The organism is Virgibacillus proomii, assembly GCF_900162615.1.
GTDB lineage: Bacteria > Bacillota > Bacilli > Bacillales > Amphibacillaceae > Virgibacillus > Virgibacillus proomii.
Genome location: NZ_FUFN01000010.1, coordinates 2,449,789 through 2,470,090, shown reverse-complemented (window position 1 = coordinate 2,470,090; position 20,302 = coordinate 2,449,789). Strand labels below are relative to the sequence as shown.

Below are 20,302 nucleotides of genomic sequence, written 5' to 3'. Positions count from 1 at the left end.
ATAATAACCCATTTTTACATAAAATCAAATAAACCATAATCTTACTTAATTGCTATCTTTAAGTTGTCCATACCTATAAGAAGAGTCCCTTTTTCCTCCTGGTAAGTCAGCAAACTCTATTAATTTTTCGTAATAATCGTTTTTGTTAATTTTTTTAGCTTTTAATAGTTTAGCAATGACACCTGTGGCATGCGTAGCTGCAAAAGAAGTACCACTTAAACTTTCTTGTTTATGGAATGACAATAAAATATAACAAGAAAACAAACGAAATATTATTTATAGATAAGAATGATGTTATACAAACATTTTTTAAACCTAAACGAGGAATTAAATACTATAAAGATCAATAGGAAGGATTTGATATAATGAGCAAATCATACATTTGTCCAGTATGTGGGTGTGACGGTTTAGAAAAAGCACCTTATAATGAGCACGATTATGGCAGTTTTGTAGATTGTAGTTGTTGTGGTTTTGAGTTTGGAGTGAGTGAAGATAATGATGTGGATTTAGGTTATACTGTTATTCCAAAAGAAATGAGGGAAGCTGCTTTTCAGTTATATCGTAAACAATGGATTGGAGAAGGCGCTTTTGTAGCGAATACAGAGGAGTACCCTAAAGAATATCAAGATAACGGACAGGTAAAGCGAGAAATAATTATAAAGCAGCTAAAACGTCTTAACCTACCAATAGAAAAGTTTTATTTTTTATAATGAATAGTTCCCTTGTCAGTAAGGGAGCTATTCTATTCAAACAGTTTATTGTAAAGACAGTTTGTCTAAGTGTAATATTTTTGGCAAGCTGTAAGTCAATCTCCGTAAGTGTCAAATAGCCCCCTGTCAAGTAAATAGTTAATTTTAACTAAAGATGATAAAATTATTACATTTTTCAAACCTAAATATGCTAATAAAAAAGCTGCAAATAATATTTTGATAATCAATAATGCTCAAGGAGATGAAAAAATGAATGAAAAATACCTTTGCCCCGTGTGTGGTCATGATGGGTTAGAAGAAGAAGCGTTTGATGAAAATGGTGTAGGCTCATATGATTCTTGCGATTGCTGTGGGTTTGAATATGGTTTTAGTGAAGATCATGAAGTGGGCTTAGGCTACATTGTAACACCTAAAGAGATGTTAGATGCTGCTTTTCAATTATATCGAAAAAAATGGATTGAAAATGGAGCAATCGTTGCTCATCCAGAATATTATCCAAAAAAATTTCAAGAAAACGGAAATGTAAAAAAAGAAATCTTACTGAAACAATTACAACGTTTGGACTTAGATCTAGATAACTTAGAATTTCTTATGGATGAATGATTTATCATTACTATTTGTATACGAAATCAATACGAGAGTTGATAAATGGCATGATATAAATAATACAAGGTTATATACTTTATTTCTAAAAAACGTTGAGCAAAGTGATTTCTTTATTCAACGTTTTTTTATTAAAAAGTTTGCATCCAGTATCCTACTTTAGGAGTTTACAACTTAAGTTAGATGTCTAAAGTAAAGAGTATTTATATCAATAGCTAGAATGGTTTTCTTCTACCTTTTAATTCGTTCCAATAACAACTTTAACAGTGAAGTGATGAATAAGCCTCTACGGAATAAATGAATTTGTAAAAATCCTGCCTCTAATAAATTTTACTTAGATAAACAAATCAGCACATTATTCTGAGTCTCTTCATCAATAATGTGCTGATTATATTCAGAACATATTAATCTGAAACTTCCCAAACGATGTTGGAATCAGGAGTATCACCTAGCGTCCACCATTTAGCTCGATAAACAACGTTATTATAGATTACTTTATCACCGGAAAGATATACTTTGTCCGGATCCCACGGAAGGATGCGGCTATCCTCAGCGGAATTATCAGAATCACTTCTGCTTATTAATTTCCAAGCTAGAGATTGATCAGGTTTTTCATTTTGTACCCACCATTTAGCTTGGTAAATGGCACCATTATAAGAAACTTTATCTCCATTTACATATACTTTGGTCGGTTCCCAAGCAGCAATTTCATCTGAATCAGATGGGGGTTCAGTAGGGGTATTCGAACCACCGCCGAAATCAACATCAATTATACTATAAAAAGCATTAGCAGTATCATAGACTTCCCAATAAGCAAGGATTACATGATACCCAGTACGTTTTGGTACAGAACAGTTATGACTTACTTTAGATCCTGGAACTTTTCCGCCATCATTCACTGTACAGAATAATTCTAGATCGGAACGCTTTAATGGCTGATTAGGATCCCAACCCTCTTTTGTAATATAATATTCCCATTTTTCTGTAGCATGAGGGGCGGTTAAAGTCCAAGTAAATGTATTCATCCCACTTTTTATCGGGTTTTTTGCCCAACGAATAGATGATTGTTCATCAAGTTCAGGAAATTTGCCACCGGCACTTGCGATTTTCCCATCAGGCACCCCTTCACTAGGGAAATTACCTAGTCCCTCCACACTTTGCGGTTCATAAGTCACAGCTCCACAACCTTTATTAACCCCTTCTTTACAGAGTAATGCTCTACTTTTAGGGGAATCGACATAGCCATGAGCAGATACCTCATTTGAAAATGCCAACATAATAATAATTGCGATAAAAATACTACTCAAAAGAAACAACGATTTTGAAAGTGAAACTCTAAACGCCAAAATTGATCTCTCCCTTCTATTCATATAATTACCAACATATACTTTGGAAAATGATTAACTTATTGTATAAAGTTGGTAATATTTCGCTTTTAAGTATACAGAAAATAGAAGAAATTACAATGATATTTTTGTGAAGATTTTGTTATAAAATCTAATTAATTTAATTTTCATTGATATTTTTGGCGAAAAAATATAGGTTATAATGTATTTTTTAATATTTTAATGTTGTTTTTTAGCATATTTTGAGGAAATATTAAGTGGAACTTATTCTTTAAAAAACAGTATTATCATTACGAAATGAAGGTAACATGATCTTACAATAAATCTTGTCAAGTTTATAAACAAATAATGATCGAGGTGATTTGAAAACTATATATGCGAACTGTTCAGATCTATAATAATTATTGGAATATTGCCAACAGATTAATTTTTGTATGTAGAAGATGGAAAACTATAAAAACCTTAATAACTGTTTATTACTTGTCACGACTCGGATGATACCGTGGATATTTTTCCGGACTTTATTTGAAATCGTTCTGTTCATCGCTTCGTTTCGATCTGTTGGATTGTAAGATACTTTAAAATTACTAAGAATAGCTGCACGATCTATACACGACCTTTCTACGGATATTGCGAGATATGTCATTATCCTAGTAACAGGTGCATTGCTACTAGGGGGATTATTCAAAATATACTCAACAATTATCCAAAATAACATATTTGTTTGTCATAAATACGTGTTGGATTAATTTTAGTTCATTCAGTAAGGGGAACTCTTCTCGAAAGTGACTTTTACCCTATTAAATAATTTAATTATTAAAATATTTAATGGTACATATAGAAACAATAATAGAAGAGATTGTAAAGATTCAACATAAATTCAAACAGTTTGCAGATATGCTTGCTGTAGGGCAAAAACTGTCGCCAAGTCAACACGTTCTACTGGTGCAATTAAACATTAGTGGATGGTAACAAAGATTACAGAGTTTGGTAATGTAACGCCTGTGCAACTGTGGCGATCTGTGTGATAAATTAGAAAGGCAGGACTTATCGAACAAGTACATGATAGGAAAGATCGTCGGGGTGTTACAATGAAATTAACATCAGAAGGCAAACCACAAGTATTACATATTTTTAATAAGTTTGATCAGGAACAAGTCGGAATGACAAAAATTTACAACAAGTAAATCAATTAATGGGTATATAATAGAGCTAAAAAGCTCTTTTTTTGTTTTGGATATCAGCTGCTGTAAAGTGGAAGGCAATATAAAAAGTCTAAGGGAGATAACGGTCCCTAAGTCCCAACTCGCTCACTGAACCGTTACTGAGGGATGAAAAACCCGAATATGGATGAAGATTCGCTTTATATGAAGTTTATAGATACAACATTTATCTTACATGTAGCTTACAGAAGAACCTGTCGCTACGAGGAACCCATAGGCTTAAGATTCAACATCTCTGCTGGGCGGGTGTATCATACTTCACGATTAATTACATTTTTTTCTCAATACTCAAAGTATATGATGAGAAAAAACTATCTTAGGGTAAACGCTATAACGTAGTACTTAGTCATGTAGCTAAGAAACTTTAATAAGGGTTATATTCCATTTACTGCAAACTGGTGAAACTTACAAAGAAGCTCGATGATTTATTTTAAAAATAATATATCATCAAGTTTCTCGGTTATATACCTAAATTTTATTAAAAAGGAAATTGAAATTGTCACCTATAGCTTTTGACTTTATCTAATTAGTCTCGCTTTTATTTTTAATGACTTTTTACAATTTAGGTCTTGATAACTCTAAAGGGAGTGAGCTGCCTCACAAAAGCCTTATGTACCTAACAATTACAACATTGCTGTTTTCCTGTCTCTATCTATCTAAATTTTTCACTCGGTGAGTTATCATTTATATACTCCTTTTATCTTTATTACGATATCCATATATAATAAAGTAAAATTAGGAGGGATCTTATTTAACTTGGTTTGTATTTTTTTAATGGTAGAATGCTAACTTGTACAACCCCTTAGATTTGCTTGTTGTAAATTCCCTATCATAGGTTCTTCAGCAAATAATTTTTAAAATGATCTCCAAGGATATGAATGCTATCTCAAGTAGAATAATTTATAAATATACCTCAATTTGGCAAAAATATGGGGGATGAGCGGTCATGGGTTGCTTGGAGATTAGACGTACCGGTAACGTTTGTTTTTCCAAGTACAGCTAGTTAGGCCGTTAGTGTGGATGATGGTTAGGAATTGTATCTGATTAAATCAGTAGATCCATTATTCCCATTATGCCAATTATCATAATCTAGAAACTTACAGAAACAAGAGCATTTTAAAGATATTTTAATTATCTAGAAGGAGGTCTTTCCTATGTTAACAGAGCAGCTTGCCTCAGAGATCGTGAAGCGAACCATGTCTATACTAGATTTGAATGTCAATGTGATGGATAGAACAGGGACGATTCTTGCTTCGGGAGATATCGGGCGTATTGGGCAACTTCACAACGGAGCGCGAAAAGCAATTGAACAGAAATTAACAATAGAGATTAACTCAAGTGAAGCGAACCAGTGGGAGGGTACAAAGCCTGGGATTAACTTACCAATTCGATTTCACGACGATATTGTTGGTGTCATTGGTATTACTGGTGAACCAGAGAAGATCAGAGGTTTTTCCAAATTGGTGCAAATGGGAGCCGAACTAACGTTGGAACAGGCTTTTTTAACAAGAGAAATAGATCGAAATGCCAGAATGCGTGATGATGTTATTTCCCATTTGCTATTAGGGTCTGATAAAGAAAAAGCGTACATATTAGACAGGGCGCGATCACTAAAAATAAATACAAATGAGACGTTTGCAATTATCCTCGTGTCCGTTCCTTTTCATACAACAAATGTCCAACCGGTGAAACAAATAGAAAAATGGGCAACGACTTTGGTAACAAAAGGAGACGAGATGGTTCATCTGTACACGAATCAATTTGTTATCTTAAAAAAGCAACAGATGCCATATTTAGATACAGATGATAAATTAAAAGAATTGATAGAGAAAAAATTACCTCATGCTCCGGTTTCAAATTTAACAATAGCATTAGGATCATTTGCAAGTGGATTCTTAGGATGGAGACAATCGTTCCAAACAGCACAGATCATTAAAGATACTGCAAAAGCTTTATATCCAGAAGGCGGTGTTTGGAATCAACACACATTAGGAATATCCATTTTGTGTTACCGCTTTTTAAATGAAGCAAGAGAGGAAGCGGGGAAAATTAGTGCTATTTATAAAAAACTATTGGATGCAAGTGATGGTAAATCATTAGACGTAACATTTACTACTTACGTTAAAGAAAATGGGGAGATGGCTAAAACTGCAGATAAGTTATTTATTCATCGGAATACATTAGCATATAGGTTGGATAAGATTTATGAGATCACTGGAAAGAACCCAAAGAATTTACAAGACCTTATTGAACTAAAAATAGGACAAATTCTTTATCAGTTATCGATATGATAGTGCATTTGCATAAAACACAAAAATGAAAACGCCTTCTTTGTGTTCATTCGCACAATGACCCGCTATATGTTTTACACTTACAATAGATATAGATGTATTAAACGTACTACTGCATTCTATCAACGAGGAGGAAATATAATGGATATTGAAGTAAGTGCATTAGGAGCAATTATTGGATTATTAGTAGCAATTGTCATGATTTTAAAAAAAGTACCACCTGTTTATGGACTAGTTGCTGGTGGAATTGTAGGTGGTCTTGTAGGTGGTGCGAACTTAGTAGAAACGGTTAGTCTAATGATTGATGGAGCTCAAGGTATTATGCCAGCCGTACTGAGAATTTTAGCTGCTGGTGTATTAGCTGGAGTGCTGATCGAGTCAGGTGCAGCATCTAAGTTAGCACAGACAATTGTTTATAAATTTGGTCAGACAAAAGCATTGCTTGCTTTGGCAATTGCAACCATGCTCTTGACAGCAGTGGGTGTGTTTGTGGATGTGGCAGTTATTACCGTGGCACCGATTGCACTTGTTATAGCATTAGAAGCAAAACTTTCAAGGTTTGCAATTCTAATTGCCATGATCGGTGGAGGTAAAGCTGGAAATATCATGTCCCCAAACCCGAATACGATTGCAGTTTCTGATGCATTTGATGTATCTTTAACTTCCGTAATGGCAGCGGGGATTATTCCAGCAATTTTTGGACTTACTGTAACCTATCTAATAGCAAAAAGAGTCTCTACTAAAGGTACTGCTATTCAGGTGAGTGAAATCGAGCAATCTACAGTTGAATCTTTACCTTCTATATATACAGCTGCACTAGCTCCAATTGTAGCCATTTTATTACTTGTGTTACGACCGCTATTTAATATAAATGTTGATCCAATGATTGCATTACCTGTAGGCGGTTTAGTAGGCGTTGTGGCAATGGGGAAATGGCGTAGCACGAATGAGTATATAAAGAGCGGATTAGCTAAAATGGCACCGGTTGCAATCTTGCTAATTGGAACAGGGGCAGTAGCAGGGATAATTACTAATTCAAGACTGGACACGGCTTTAGTCGGGATTTTGGAAAACTTAGGTTTACCAGCATTTGCCTTAGCACCAATCTCGGGTGTGTTCATGTCAGCGGCAACAGCATCTACAACAGCAGGTTCTGCTGTAGCAAGTAGTGTTTTCGGAAATACGATTCTAGAATCAGGGGTAGCAGGTTTGGCCGGGGCAGCAATGATCCATGCAGGTGCAACAGTGCTTGATCATATGCCACATGGTAGTTTCTTTCACGCAACTGCAGGAAGTGTTGGAATGCAAATTGAAGAACGTTTGAAACTAATCCCATATGAATCATTAGTTGGTATAACGATGGCGGTGGTTTCAACGTTGATTTACGGTGTCTTCCAGTGGTTTTTATAGACAGTTAGATTGGTTGTTGTAAGTATGCTTGTTTCAGCAAGGACAGAAAGGAAGAGAGATTATGAACGCAAAAACAAAAATTGTAATAGCTCCGGATTCATTTAAAGAAAGCATGACAGCAAAACAAGCAGCGAAGGCTATTGAACGTGGATTTCGCTCTGTTTACCAGGATTCTATTGAAATTGATTTAATACCGATGGCGGACGGTGGTGAGGGAACAACCCAATCTTTAGCAGATGGATTAGAGGGAACGCTCTATGAAAAAGAGGTAACTGGACCGTTAGGCAAAATGGTAACGGCAACGTATGCGATTTCTGGTGATGGATCAACAGCTATCATCGAAATGGCTGAAGCATCTGGTCTTCATCTTGTCCCGAAAGAAAAGCGTAATCCATTAAAAACAACGACATTTGGTACAGGGGAATTAATGAAAGCAGCCTTGGATAAAGGCGTATCTAAAATTATACTAGGAATTGGTGGTAGTGCAACAAATGATGGCGGTGCAGGAATGATTGAGGCTCTTGGTGGCATCATTTATGGTAGCGGAAATAAGACAATAGCTCGAGGTGGTGGAGCATTAATCGATCTAACTGAGATTGAACTTTCCAATTTAGATCCGCGCTTAAAGACTGTAGAGGTGGAGGTTGCGTGCGATGTCGATAATCCGCTCCTTGGACCTAATGGGGCAAGTGCCATTTACGGACCACAAAAAGGTGCAACGGAGGAAATCATTGTTCAATTAGATGATGCATTACGAAATTTTCATGAAGTAATTTCTAAAACTACCGGAAAGGATGTGAAGGATATTCCTGGTGCAGGTGCTGCAGGGGGTCTTGGTGCGGGGTTATTAGCGGTACTTGATGCTAAATTAACACGGGGAATTGATATTGTGTTAAGAGAAACAAACTTTTTTGATCGTGTGACAAATGCTGATCTAGTAATAACTGGAGAGGGCAGGATGGATGGACAAACGATCTATGGAAAAACACCAATTGGAGTAGCAAAAGCTGCAAAACAAAACGGTGTACCAAAAGTGATTGCCCTTTGCGGTACACTAGGAAAGGGTTACGAAGCAGTTTTTGAGCACGGTATTGATGCGGCGTTCAGCATCACTCCTGGACCATGCCAACTCGAAGAAGCTATCATGAACGGTGTAGAATTCCTCGAAGGAGTAGCACGGAATGTAGCCAGTATCTGTCACTTACCGAGTTGTGTCGAATGAACGCACTTGGTGTGGTGCTTAATTGGGCATAAGAGAAGAAAAAGAAAATGTTATTTTAGTGAGACCCGACATAATTAAAAAGATCAACTCTAAATGCAAATGTTTATCTGAATAAGGAAGCTTATAAAAAGAGAAATCCAAACTAATTCGAATTCTAACTGAAGAATTTTGAATCATTGTTCGGATTTTTCTTTGACGAAAATACTTTTGGCTCAGCCTCTTTATAGGTTTACCCAGTATAGGCATAATTTCTAGGGTCTAAGTCACGAACGGTAAAGATAGAAGAGTAAAAAAATCTATTTGCAGAACAAGATATGTATTAATTTTATAAAGACGTTGAAGATTGATTAGGAAGATGATACAGCTGTTTGCAATGTAAATTACGGTGAGATGAAAAGTCATTAGGGTAAATGCTTTATGTTAAATACTCGGAGTGTGCCTAATTTGTGTTTCAGCAAATCAAAGTTACGATTATCCTTATCAAACACGAATGGTTGTTTTCTTCATTTTTTATCAACCATAATTAGCATTGAGATGTACGGAAAGTCAAAAGTTTTTCGTTATCCCATATACAAACCATTTTTTTCAAGACAGGAACAAAGTTATGTACTTTACTTTTCTTTTTTAAACATACTTTTTAATATCCTTGAAAGCCTGGTTTTTAACAGCAATGAGCAAAGAAGCAAAAATATCCTTACTTGATTTTTTTGCTTTTCTTTGCAGCAAGCCTTTCAGACGCAGGTAGTTGATGACAGAAAAATACGATTAGTTCATTTCCTGCAAAATAGAAGCCTGTTTTTTTATTGAAAGCAATTTGACTTTAAGAGTATTGTTTAGGACATAGGATTCATCTTTTTGTTGTTATTGTTCAACATATCGTTAATTGTTTCACTCAATATGTTTCAACTGTATCTAAGACAAAAAGAACTGATAGTTGATTAATAATATGATGGTGTTGTGTGTCCGTCTCATTCATATACAAGATTTTCGGATACCGGATAAAAAGCAAGACGCAAACATTATGTATTTAATAGCACTTTGTATCCGACCCTCACTCTCACCCCACTCCACTCCTTAAGGATCATGTTACATTGATTTGAAAATCAGTAAAGCATTTTGCATTGTGTGTTTTTTATTTTAATTGACAATCAGGACTACATATGTAATATTAGACTACAAATGTAATCAAATTTGATCCCACATCTAAAGTGACCATAATACTCTTGTCTCACAAGTTAATACGAAGAGGTTTAGTGACGGATCAGGGTAACTAAAAACCGATTTTCATAGAATCAGAAAAGCTTCGACAGCATCACACTGTACACGAAAAATAGATTTTCTTTTTTCAGAGACAAGAAAGACCCCATGACTAGGCATCACACACAGAAAAAATAGTTTTTTCAAGGATGTTGCGATTACAGCCTTTGATGTTAGGAATGAAGGAAAAGCCTTACTAATTGAAGGTTCATTCTATATCTTTACATGATAATAATGTACTGCAAAGAGGTGATTTTCAGTAAAAAGACTAATTGCTTTTTGATTTATATGTATAGCTTAGCAAAAAAATGAAAAGGGAAAGGGTTTGATAAATATGCTACGTAAACGGAAAGTTATTGCTTTACTCTTTATCTTTGTTGCTCTTGTTGGTTGTGTAGACAAAGAGATGAAAGTAAGTAGTGATGAATCAAAGGAAGTAAGGAAAGCGTCAAATGAAAAAAATATATTCCGTATGCTAGAGGAAGAATACGATGCGAAACTCGGTATTTACGCACTGGATACTGGTACTAATCAAATTGTATCTTATCGAGCAGAAGATCGGTTTGCTTATGCTTCCACGCATAAAGTGCTTTCAGTAGGGGTTTTGTTGCAGCAGAATGATATAAATAAGCTGGAGGAAGGTATTCTGATCGAAGAAGATGATCTTGTAAATTATAACCCAATTACTGAAAAACATGTAGGTGAACAGATGACGTGGAGGGAAATTAGTGATGCTTCGATTCGATATAGCGATAATGCCGCAGCTAACCACATATTAGAACAGATAGGTGGGCCAGAAGGATTTAAGAAAGCACTGCGTGACATAGGGGACGATGTGACTAACCCAGAAAGAATTGAACCATATTTAAATCAGGTAAAGCCAGGGGAAACACGAGATACGAGTACTCCTAGAGCACTTGCGACCAGCCTGCTTTCTTTCACTATTGGAGATGCTCTGACAAAAGAGAAACAGGATTTGTTGGTGGATTGGCTAAAGCGAAATACAACAGGAGATAATTTAATCCGGGCAGGAGTCCCTAAAGGATGGGAAGTTGGCGATAAATCAGGGTCAGCGTCTTATGGGACCCGTAATGACATAGGTATCATTTGGCCACCTAACGAAGACCCTATTATTCTCGCTGTTCTTTCCAGCCAAGATGAAGAAGATGCCGAAGCAAACGATGAACTTATCGCAAAAGCGACTGAGAAAGTAATTAGCATCTTAAAGTAAACAATTTTCGCTCATAATCTGCTGTTTCTCCTAAAACTTCATACTATGAACCTAGATATAGTTTTAAAATACATTGTAAGGTATTCTTTAAAAATGTTGATGATATGCTCTTCAAAAAAAGTAAACATTATTGGTTTTATTATGGATATGTAGGTTGGCAGATGCAACTTTCAAATTATCAAAATATAGTTTGAAATGGAACATGTAAAGCAGTTGGAAATTAAAATAGATGGTCACGTACATTGAAGAATCCATGGAACATTTGGGAATCTAGTCCAATTTAGTTTCACCTAAACAATTATCCGCTTCAGTGTTGTAATACTAGAAAAGGGTAGATGAACAGTCAAGTGTATCATCTACCCTTTTCGATATCTTTAATGTTTGGGTAGTGAATAAGTAAAATAGTTATCTAAAAAATATATTCTACCTGCTTCTATCTCTTACACATCAAAACTCTATAAAAAAATCTAAATTTTGATTAAACAAATTTAAAATCAAAGCTCATAAAAGCCAGTTGTAACTTGATGGTTGAGGTTGGAATATATTAGTATCAAGAATTGCTGCATTCTATTTTTTGCGTTTTTTCTGGTGTAGTTTGTCTATCTCTACCTAATGGTTCTAAATAGCACGCCTTTGTTTCATTTTTTTAGATACTTGAATAAATTTATTTACTTCTGAAATGATGAATGTATTCGTTTTTTGGACAAGCTCGGTAGATGTTATCGCTTTTCCTTCTGCACTTGCTATTCTATTTCTAAACAAATTATTGATATAATATCCCACCAGTCTTCTTAGGATAATAATTTCTTTTTTCGGTTAGCTGAAGAAGTGAGACAGGTATCATCTAGTTAGATTGTTTTTTACTTGCTTCTATTAAAAGTGTATGACAAAAACAATGGTATAGATTCTAGTCATTATACCCTCCTAGTTGAAAAACTTGTTTTAATGAAAGGTAATAGAGTTAATAGCAGTAACTGAGATTAATATATCAGCATAAAACCAATCAAAAGGTAAAGTTACTGTACAAAATATGAATATTTATCAAGTTATTTCATCTTACTTGAAAAGGGATTTGTATATCAAGGTTATAACGAATAGAAATATTAAAGCTACTATAGTGTACTTTTATAACAGTGGGTGTATTCGTTCAGATATTCTGGATTTGAAAAACGGAAACATGGTTGATAAACAAAAATGACAATTATAATTCGTATTCTCTTAATAAAAACTACTATCAGCTTTTTCCAAACTCTAATGGCAATAATTTGTTCTTACTCTATACTTCAATTAATCCATGTAGGCTAATTAATATTTGATTAGCTATATACAAACCGATACATATACTTGATTTTGTTAGAATATGTATATATACTGTACTTATAGGATAAGTACAGTTGATACACTTAGTAGGTGAGTAATATGGAAATTTTCATTAAGAAAAATAGTCAATTGCCAATTTATGAGCAAATTACGGAACAGGTTAAAAATCAAATTTCGGAGGGTTTATTGAAGCCTGGAGATCCGGTACCCTCTATGCGTGCTTTGGCAAGAACACTGGGTATTAGTGTAATTACAGTTCAGCGTGCTTATGAGGAGCTGGTAAAAGAAGGCTTTATCGAAACAATACCTGGTAAAGGCTCGTTTATCTCTGAAAATTGCGTCGTATTTTTTGAAGAGGAAATGACAAAAAAACTGGAATTCCATTTAAAATCAGTTATAAAAATAGCCAGGCGTTTGAACATTTCTACTTATTATATACACGATTTATTAGACTATTTTAATCAAGGAGAAGATTTCGATGAAAGCGATTGAAATAAAAAATTTAAAGAAAAAATTAGATACATTTCACATAAAGGGTTTAAATTTCACGGTACCAAAAGGGAAAATTGTAGGCTTGATAGGAGAAAATGGCGCTGGTAAAACGACTACTATAAAACTAATAATGGATGTGATTCAAAGAGATAGTGGGGAAGTTCTATTTTTTGGGAAACCTTTAAGTAAATCTTTAAAAGAAGACATTAGCGTAGTTTATGATGAAATTAATTTTTATGAAAAAATAGATGTCACTAAAATAAATGCTATTTTAAAGAATATTTTTAAAACATGGGATACAAAAAAATATTTTCAACTAGTTGACCGATTTAAATTACCAAAGAATAAAGTGATAGGTAAATTTTCAAAAGGTATGAAGATGAAACTAAACATCATTATTGGGTTATCTCATTCACCTAAACTATTCATTTTAGATGAGCCGACAAGCGGCTTAGATCCTTCATCCCGTATGGAGATGCTTGATCTGTTTTTAGAGTTTATTCAAAATGAAGAGCATTCCATCTTACTGTCTTCGCATATTACAAGTGATCTTGAACGAATTGCAGATTATATTGTCATGATTCATAATGGAGAAATTATTTTGCAATTAAATAAAGACGAATTGTTGTATCACTATGGTATTGTGCGTTGTTCAGAAAAGCAGTTTCAACTCATTCCGGAAAACGTCATATTTGCTTATCAAAAATCAAATTCTATGTATGAAGTCGTGATCACTAATGCGCCTGATATGAAAGAGGCATATCCAGAGTTAACCATAGATGGGAATTCCATTGATGATATGATGACGATTTATTTAAAAGGAGAGAGACGACATGAAAGGACTAGTCATTAAAGATTTGTATAATGTTCTAAATAATGGTCGAGGATTATTAATGATGATGTTAATTCTCGCAGTAGCTATTGTACCGACTCAAAGTCTCATTGGTTATATTATTGCTGGTACAGTAATATGTAGTATGATGAGTACCACTTCATTTGCCATTGACCATAGCTATAAATGGGAGCAATTTGCCATTACCTTTCCGATTGAGCGCAAACATATCGTAAAGGGAAAATTTATTACACTGTTTATCTTTACAATGATTGGGATAATACTTTCAATTATTTTAGGATGTTTAGTAGCATTTATGTTCAACCAATTTGATATGTTTAAAACAACGGACGTAAAAGAACTTGGCAGAATTATAATAGTGAGTATTTCAGTAGCGTTATTTTTTGGGACTAACTCAATTGTAATGTTACTAAAGTTTGGGGCAGAAAAAGCAAGGATGTTTTTAATTCTAAGCTATGTTATTCCCGGAGCCGTTATCACTTTTGTTGTAAAAAAACTAACTGATTCAGGTATTATATTTACAGGAGAGAAATTAAACCAATTATTATTTATCCTTCCAGTATTTATAATAATATGGTTAGGTGTTAGTTATATTTTAGCAGTAACTATAATAAAGAAAAAGCAATACTAATTAGGATTATCCAGTATATTTTAATGTTGGATAATCTTTTTCTTTTCTGCATGGTGGAATATCTTTATTTCTCTCTAGCTTGAGTGATTAGCAACTTCAATCATCTTCCTATGTCTCGTCAGAAGCTCTCCAGCCTGTATGTACCAACAGAATGCGTAGTGATTTTTATTCGAATAAAGATTTCAACAAGTCAAATATACAACTGATTTAGAAACCATATTTTTTATGAAGTTATCATCCATCAAAAGAAATTGGAATTCCATTATATTATATTCTTCCCTCCTATAATGCAATATAAAAGTAAGCATCTAAGAAGTATATGAAGATAAAGCCCTCATAGTTTGGGAACACAAGCAAGTTACTGAGCCAGTAAGATAAAATTAAATTTCTTTTAGAAACAACTTGACAAACTATAATCGTTAGTATAATCTTTTAAAACGTAATGATTACGATTTTGGAGGAGGGATCTATGATTGATGTGATTACAATTAATATTATGGAAACAGAATATATTTGATGAAATTTACTTCGCATGTGAAAATTTATGCATGGATTATATCAGGTTTCAATGAAAGTGCAAGATTGTATTAGCAACAACATTATAACAGAAATTTTTTTACACTTTTTTAAATCGTAACAATTACTATTTAGAAGCGGAAAATGAAGAAGAGTTCGGGATTATAGAGAGCAGATAAGTAGGGGAACATGTTTTGATAAACGAATAAAGGATTTAATTAAAATCATTATGTATATTCAATCAATACTTTTAAAAAGTTAAACTACTAATTGAACAAAATCAAAATATATATATTTTTCTATGGCTTGGTTCATCATTTTAAAAATGATCAAAGTAGGATTAAAAAGGAAATAACTAAAGCAGTTTTTGAATGAAGAATTTATTAAACGAGCCTATTTTGAGGTTATGTAATGACGAATTACAGAAGCCTAACTAGGACAAGAGTTAATAAAAAATAATCAAATTTTAAAGGGGAGAATAGAATGAGAAAAAAAATAATTACTGCCGTATTATTTACGATATCTATAATTTTAGCGGGATGTCATTCAGGTTCAAATGAATCGCAAAATAAGAGTGAAGACCAAGAAAATAAGCTAAACATTGTAACAACTTTTTATCCTATGTATGAGTTTACAAAAGAAATTGTAGGGGACAAAACAAATATCTCCATGTTGATTCCTACAACAGTTGAACCGCACGATTTTGAGCCTACGGCAAAGGATTTAGCCAACATTCAGCAAGCAGACGGATTAGTATATAACAATGAAAATATGGAAACATGGATTGACGAAGTTCAACAAGCAGTAAATACCGAAGAACTAGAATTGATCAATGCTTCTGAAGGAATTGAACTATTGCCATTTTTAACTGAAGGACACTCTCATGAAGAAGGGCATTCCCATGAAGAAGAACAATCGCATGGTGAAGGGCGTTCCCACGAGTTTGATCCACATTTATGGTTAAGTCCTAAAATGGCAATGTTAGAAGTAGAAAATATTTCTAAAAAGATTATTAGAATTGATCCGGCGAATAGAAAAACATATGAGCAAAACACGAAACATTATTTAGAAAAACTGAAAAAATTAGATGAACAATATGAGTCGGTTCTAAAGAGTGTGAAAAATAAAGAAATTATTACACAACACGCAGCTTTTGGATACTTAGCTGATTCATATGGTTTAAAGCAAATTCCTATTGCTGGATTATCTCCAGATAATGAGCCAGGTGCAAAACAATTGAAAGAGTTAAAAGAGTTTGCGAAAAAACATAATATTAAAACGATTTTCTTTGAAGAAAATGCTTCTTCCAAAGTAGCGGAAACATTAGCTAACGAACTGCAAGCTAAAACGGCAGTATTAAGTACATTAGAAGGCTTAAGTGATGAAGAGATACAGAATGGTAAAACTTATATTAGTATCATGGAAAAAAATCTGCAAGTATTAGAAAAGGCTTTGAAGTAGAATGTCTGAAATAAATACGTAATGTGCCTTAAGCAGAGGAGATAGGAGTTTTTATAAAAATGAAGCATGTTATTGGTCTTGACAATGTTACTTTTGGGTATAACAAAAATGTTGTAATAAAAAATCTTTCTTTTTCAATCCAATTAGGGCAATTTGTAGCTATAGTAGGAGAAAATGGTGCAGCTAAAACAACATCAATGAAGCTGTTATTAGGTATTTTAAAGCCGTGGAGGGGTCAGAGAGTGATGACTAAAAACGCACGTTTAGCATATATACCTCAAGAAATTTCTTCCATTGAAGAGGACTTTCCAAGTACGGTTTTTGAATTTGTGCTTTCTGGTGTTTGGACTGTAAAAAAATGGTATAACAAAATATCGAAAAGTGACCGTCAGAAAACCATAAACTTACTTCATCATTTTGGATTAAAAGAATTTAAATCATATCCTATTGGTAAATTATCAGGAGGACAGAAACAAAAAGCCTGCGTAGCAAGGGCTTTAATGTCTAACCCAACGATATTATTGTTAGATGAACCAACTATTGGAATGGATCATGATACTAGAAAAAGTTTTTATCTGCTTTTAAAAAGTTTATGTCCTACGGTTACCGTTATTATTATCTCTCATCAATGGGAAGAATTAAAAAACTATGTAGATCAAACTATTCTACTGGAAAGAAGGCGAGAATGTGTTTGAACTAATATTTATGCAAAGAGCTTTATTAGCTGGCACGTTAATTGCTCTTATTGCCCCAACAATTGGTGTGTTCCTTATTATGAGAAGGCAATCTCTTATCGCAGACACCTTAAGCCATATAGCTTTAGCGGGTATAGCTACGGGTTTATTATTAGGAAATAAACCGGAATGGATGAGTGTAATTGTAGTTATACTAGGAAGCCTAATAATTGAAATGCTACGATATCGTTTTAAAAGTTATTCAGATGTTTCAATTGCTATCATGATGGCTGCTGGCTTATCTTTAGCGCTTTGTTTAATGACACTAAGTCCCAATGGTACGAAAACCATGAACCAATATTTATTTGGGTCTATTGTTACTGTAACGTCTAACCAAATTATTTATTTTATTATTTTAGTAATAGGATTGCTTTTTTACTTTTTAGTTACAAAACGTGCTCTTTATACCATGATTATACATGAAGATGCTGCTCGAGTTGTTGGTATTCCTGTAAAACTTTTTTCCTTCTCTTTTAGTGCGGTAGTTGGGCTGTTTATATCTATGACAATACCGATGATTGGGATGCTTCTTGTTTCAGCAGTTATTATTTTACCGGCTGCCATTGCGAGTAAGTTAACCGTACGATTTCAATTAATTTTTGTAATAGCAGGTATTATCTCTATTATATGTACTTATTTAGGCTTAATTAGTTCATATAAATTTGGAACTCCTCCAGGAGCAAGTATAGCTTTATGGATGGTGATAATGATGATCGTAACTTTATTTTATACAAGCTTAAAAGAATTTATCTTCAAAAGAATGGAGAATAAACTTCTGTAACTGTACTTAGTGGTTATTTCAAGGTACAGAAAACACAAAAGGATTGGTCGTTGTATCCAACTTTATCTAAATTAAAACTTTTTGGATTTTAAATTATATTTGAAAATCTTTTTGCTGTAAAAGAAGATCACCTCTTTAGATTAATATTGTCTGAAGAGGTGAATTTGTTATAATCCTAACGTTTCTGAATATGAAGAGGAGTATAAATTATGAGCACATAATTATCAGATATATTTGACTGTTTTGCAATAGGATACTAAACTGTATGTAGCAATATTACTTAACATATAAATAAAACTTTAGAGTTAGTCATAGATTACTAAGAATGTACGTTAACAATTTTAGAGAAAGCCATTAACGATGAAAAAGATATAAGGGGAAGTGTTACTGTGTTTGTAGCTACTAATAAGGATGATCTGCTAATAGCTTTAAAAAATAAGGAACCCTATATATTGATTAAAGGGGATTATAAAAATGAAGTCATAAAATTAGCAGATTCCACACTTTCTGAAAAAGAAACTTTAGGCTTTGAATTAGGTTCAGCCGGTACTGCCAACATTTTAGCAGAGCTGTTTTATCAAATAGCCAATAAATTTAGTAATAAGCCCGACGAAATAAAGACCATAGAAAGTAAATTACGACAATATAAACTGAAGAAAAAAAATAAAGATGAAATAATTTTATATTTGCGGCAACTAGATTATTAAACAATCTGGATTTTGAATTGGAGTAATACTTTGGATACTTAGCAGTTAACTTTTTCTTGTGCTACTAGTTTTTTATAATAACAACCATTTAACCTTCTTAAAGATGGAGCGAATGATATTTTCTGACGATACGTTGTACCCGTCTACAAAATTAATAGGGCTCCTAGTTTAGATAGACACACTTTGTTTTAGATGCTGATTAATGCATAATCAGCAATTTTGGTGCATTGTTGTTGCAATTAACTTGTAGTACCCGTTCTCGAAGCCCCTTTTCTTTCCTGAAAAAATGAACGTGCTAAGGCTAAGACATTCATAGCTTCTCTTTTATTCAATCCTCTATGATCTATCGACAGTAAGCTTTCATTAGAATTTTTTATTTAAAATTAAAAGTCCTTTTCCATACGTCCATCTCCTTAGCACTGTGCAAGGCTTTTAAGGGATTGGGACAAGCCCATCTTACTTTCGCTCGGCATGCGTATGTCCATCACGTGTAAAATACTTTTGTTATTGTCTACACTTCGGGATTTAAAGGGTCCTCTTTTTTGCTATCATCAGATGCTTGACCTTCGTTGTAAGCTCTTTGGTAACTTTCCATGAGTAGGCCATAATTTGGCATGATCTCTGAATAGATACTGGCAAACTCCATTGTATCTGGACGATTCCATGTTTTTTGAATTTCAGATATTACAGCTAATGTGTCAATTGGAATAGCTCCGGCTTGTACAATACGAGCAAGTGTAATATCTGTGGCCATCTTATTCCAGTTACCTGATGCATCGACAACCGTGTATACTTTGTAACCTTCAGCAAGTGCAGATAAAGTCGGTAATGCCATACAAACACTTGTAAGAGTACCTGCAATTATTAAGGTTTGTTTACCAGTTGCTTCTACCGCTTTTACAAAAACAGGATTGTCCCAAGCATTAATTTCCCCGTCACGTGATACATATACCAAATCTGGTAGAATTTCTTCGACTTCAGGAATTAAAGGGCCATTAGGACCTTGAGGTACAGAGTCGGTAGTAATAGTGGGTAACCCTGTTAACTTTGCTAATTTTGCTAAAGCAATTACATTTCTACGCAGAGTAGACACATCCATATCGTTAACTGTTTGGAACAAACCACTCTGGTGGTCAATGAATAAAAGAGCAGCATCACTTGGGTCAATAAATACGTTATTTTTTTTATTTGTCATTAACTATTCCTCCTAATTTTCTAAAATTATTCTCTCAGAGCAAAACAAAGCTTTGAATTATTGATCGGTTAACTAGGGATATAAGTGATATCCCCCTTAATAAAGGAAAACGATTTACTCTAATAAAACTAGTTTTACATGATCGATACCATTACTCACCTCTAATATTATAGGTCCATTCTTGTGTTTTACGGTCTGATTTAAAGTTTTTTAGTTGCTGCTTAGCCATCACCTCCTTTAAGGTTTTCATTTTACTAGCTATTTCTTTCTCTCTTTCCCTGGCAAAATCAATATTAAACTAAACGTGTTTTCTCTAAAT

General features: G+C 33.8%; 16 protein-coding genes. 13 read left to right on the top strand and 3 right to left on the bottom strand.

The window, feature by feature from the left end; translation table 11 throughout:
* Positions 1–45: 45 nt before the first annotated feature.
* Complete coding sequence (locus tag BN1066_RS21375; protein WP_425445290.1) at positions 46–243, bottom strand: S8 family serine peptidase; 198 nt, start codon at positions 241–243, stop codon at positions 46–48.
* Positions 244–365: 122 nt separating this feature from the next.
* On the opposite strand from BN1066_RS21375, the gene BN1066_RS18960 reads away from it, so the two are divergent.
* Positions 366–710: a hypothetical protein gene (locus BN1066_RS18960; protein WP_077321287.1), complete on the top strand. Its 345-nt coding sequence runs from the start codon at positions 366–368 to the stop codon at positions 708–710.
* 249 nt (positions 711–959) lie between these two features.
* Positions 960–1,313 (top strand): hypothetical protein, encoded by a 354-nt coding sequence (locus tag BN1066_RS18955; RefSeq protein ID WP_077321286.1) that lies wholly within the window; start codon positions 960–962, stop codon positions 1,311–1,313.
* Positions 1,314–1,717: 404 nt separating this feature from the next.
* Here the strand turns inward: BN1066_RS18955 and BN1066_RS18950 are convergent, their stop codons facing one another.
* A complete protein-coding gene (locus tag BN1066_RS18950) occupies positions 1,718–2,659 on the bottom strand; it encodes a lytic polysaccharide monooxygenase (RefSeq protein WP_245799828.1) in 942 nt (313 codons plus the stop codon).
* 2,377 nt (positions 2,660–5,036) lie between these two features.
* Between BN1066_RS18950 and BN1066_RS18945 the strand changes: the two genes are divergently transcribed.
* From BN1066_RS18945 to BN1066_RS18895, 11 genes are all read left to right on the top strand, one after another.
* Positions 5,037–6,173 carry a CdaR family transcriptional regulator gene (locus BN1066_RS18945; protein ID WP_077321284.1) on the top strand — a complete coding sequence of 379 codons (1,137 nt, stop codon included), beginning with the start codon at positions 5,037–5,039 and terminating at the stop codon, positions 6,171–6,173.
* Between the two features lie 141 nt (positions 6,174–6,314).
* On the top strand, positions 6,315–7,583 hold the full coding sequence (locus BN1066_RS18940) for a GntP family permease (RefSeq protein WP_077321283.1): 1,269 nt from the start codon (positions 6,315–6,317) through the stop codon (positions 7,581–7,583).
* A 61-nt stretch (positions 7,584–7,644) separates the two neighbouring features.
* On the top strand, positions 7,645–8,805 hold the full coding sequence (locus tag BN1066_RS18935) for a glycerate kinase (protein WP_077321282.1): 1,161 nt from the start codon (positions 7,645–7,647) through the stop codon (positions 8,803–8,805).
* Between the two features lie 1,591 nt (positions 8,806–10,396).
* Positions 10,397–11,293 carry a class A beta-lactamase gene (gene bla, locus BN1066_RS18930; RefSeq protein ID WP_077321281.1) on the top strand — a complete coding sequence of 299 codons (897 nt, stop codon included), beginning with the start codon at positions 10,397–10,399 and terminating at the stop codon, positions 11,291–11,293.
* A gap of 1,419 nt (positions 11,294–12,712) precedes the next feature.
* On the top strand, positions 12,713–13,105 hold the full coding sequence (locus BN1066_RS18925) for a GntR family transcriptional regulator (RefSeq protein ID WP_077321280.1): 393 nt from the start codon (positions 12,713–12,715) through the stop codon (positions 13,103–13,105).
* A complete protein-coding gene (locus tag BN1066_RS18920; protein WP_077321279.1) occupies positions 13,092–13,958 on the top strand; it encodes an ABC transporter ATP-binding protein in 867 nt (288 codons plus the stop codon). Before BN1066_RS18925 ends, BN1066_RS18920 begins: the two co-directional genes overlap by 14 nt.
* Entirely contained in the window at positions 13,939–14,589 is a 651-nt protein-coding gene (locus tag BN1066_RS18915; RefSeq protein WP_077321278.1) for an ABC-2 transporter permease, read from the top strand. The genes BN1066_RS18920 and BN1066_RS18915 overlap by 20 nt, the downstream gene beginning before the upstream one ends.
* A gap of 999 nt (positions 14,590–15,588) precedes the next feature.
* Positions 15,589–16,566 (top strand): metal ABC transporter substrate-binding protein, encoded by a 978-nt coding sequence (locus BN1066_RS18910; RefSeq protein WP_077321277.1) that lies wholly within the window; start codon positions 15,589–15,591, stop codon positions 16,564–16,566.
* A 59-nt stretch (positions 16,567–16,625) separates the two neighbouring features.
* The gene (locus BN1066_RS18905; protein ID WP_077321276.1) at positions 16,626–17,261 is read left to right on the top strand and encodes a metal ABC transporter ATP-binding protein; all 636 of its coding nucleotides are present in this window, start codon (positions 16,626–16,628) and stop codon (positions 17,259–17,261) included.
* Complete coding sequence (locus BN1066_RS18900) at positions 17,254–18,081, top strand: metal ABC transporter permease (protein WP_077321275.1); 828 nt, start codon at positions 17,254–17,256, stop codon at positions 18,079–18,081. The genes BN1066_RS18905 and BN1066_RS18900 overlap by 8 nt, the downstream gene beginning before the upstream one ends.
* 389 nt (positions 18,082–18,470) lie before the next feature.
* Positions 18,471–18,788 carry a hypothetical protein gene (locus BN1066_RS18895; protein ID WP_077321274.1) on the top strand — a complete coding sequence of 106 codons (318 nt, stop codon included), beginning with the start codon at positions 18,471–18,473 and terminating at the stop codon, positions 18,786–18,788.
* 511 nt (positions 18,789–19,299) lie between these two features.
* Here BN1066_RS18895 and BN1066_RS18890 read toward each other — a convergent pair.
* Positions 19,300–19,983 (bottom strand): isochorismatase family protein, encoded by a 684-nt coding sequence (locus BN1066_RS18890; RefSeq protein WP_077321273.1) that lies wholly within the window; start codon positions 19,981–19,983, stop codon positions 19,300–19,302.
* Positions 19,984–20,302 lie beyond the last annotated feature (319 nt).

Excerpts from the sequence above, each read along its gene's own strand:
- BN1066_RS18960 (WP_077321287.1), top strand. The coding sequence starts at position 366 with ATGAGCAAATCATACATTTGTCCAGTATGTGGGTGTGACGGTTTAGAA.
- BN1066_RS18955 (WP_077321286.1), top strand. The coding sequence starts at position 960 with ATGAATGAAAAATACCTTTGCCCCGTGTGTGGTCATGATGGGTTAGAA.
- BN1066_RS18945 (WP_077321284.1), top strand. The coding sequence starts at position 5,037 with ATGTTAACAGAGCAGCTTGCCTCAGAGATCGTGAAGCGAACCATGTCT.
- BN1066_RS18940 (WP_077321283.1), top strand. The coding sequence starts at position 6,315 with ATGGATATTGAAGTAAGTGCATTAGGAGCAATTATTGGATTATTAGTA.
- BN1066_RS18935 (WP_077321282.1), top strand. The coding sequence starts at position 7,645 with ATGAACGCAAAAACAAAAATTGTAATAGCTCCGGATTCATTTAAAGAA.
- bla (WP_077321281.1), top strand. The coding sequence starts at position 10,397 with ATGCTACGTAAACGGAAAGTTATTGCTTTACTCTTTATCTTTGTTGCT.
- BN1066_RS18925 (WP_077321280.1), top strand. The coding sequence starts at position 12,713 with ATGGAAATTTTCATTAAGAAAAATAGTCAATTGCCAATTTATGAGCAA.
- BN1066_RS18920 (WP_077321279.1), top strand. The coding sequence starts at position 13,092 with ATGAAAGCGATTGAAATAAAAAATTTAAAGAAAAAATTAGATACATTT.
- BN1066_RS18915 (WP_077321278.1), top strand. The coding sequence starts at position 13,939 with ATGAAAGGACTAGTCATTAAAGATTTGTATAATGTTCTAAATAATGGT.
- BN1066_RS18910 (WP_077321277.1), top strand. The coding sequence starts at position 15,589 with ATGAGAAAAAAAATAATTACTGCCGTATTATTTACGATATCTATAATT.
- BN1066_RS18905 (WP_077321276.1), top strand. The coding sequence starts at position 16,626 with ATGAAGCATGTTATTGGTCTTGACAATGTTACTTTTGGGTATAACAAA.
- BN1066_RS18890 (WP_077321273.1), bottom strand. The coding sequence starts at position 19,983 with ATGACAAATAAAAAAAATAACGTATTTATTGACCCAAGTGATGCTGCT.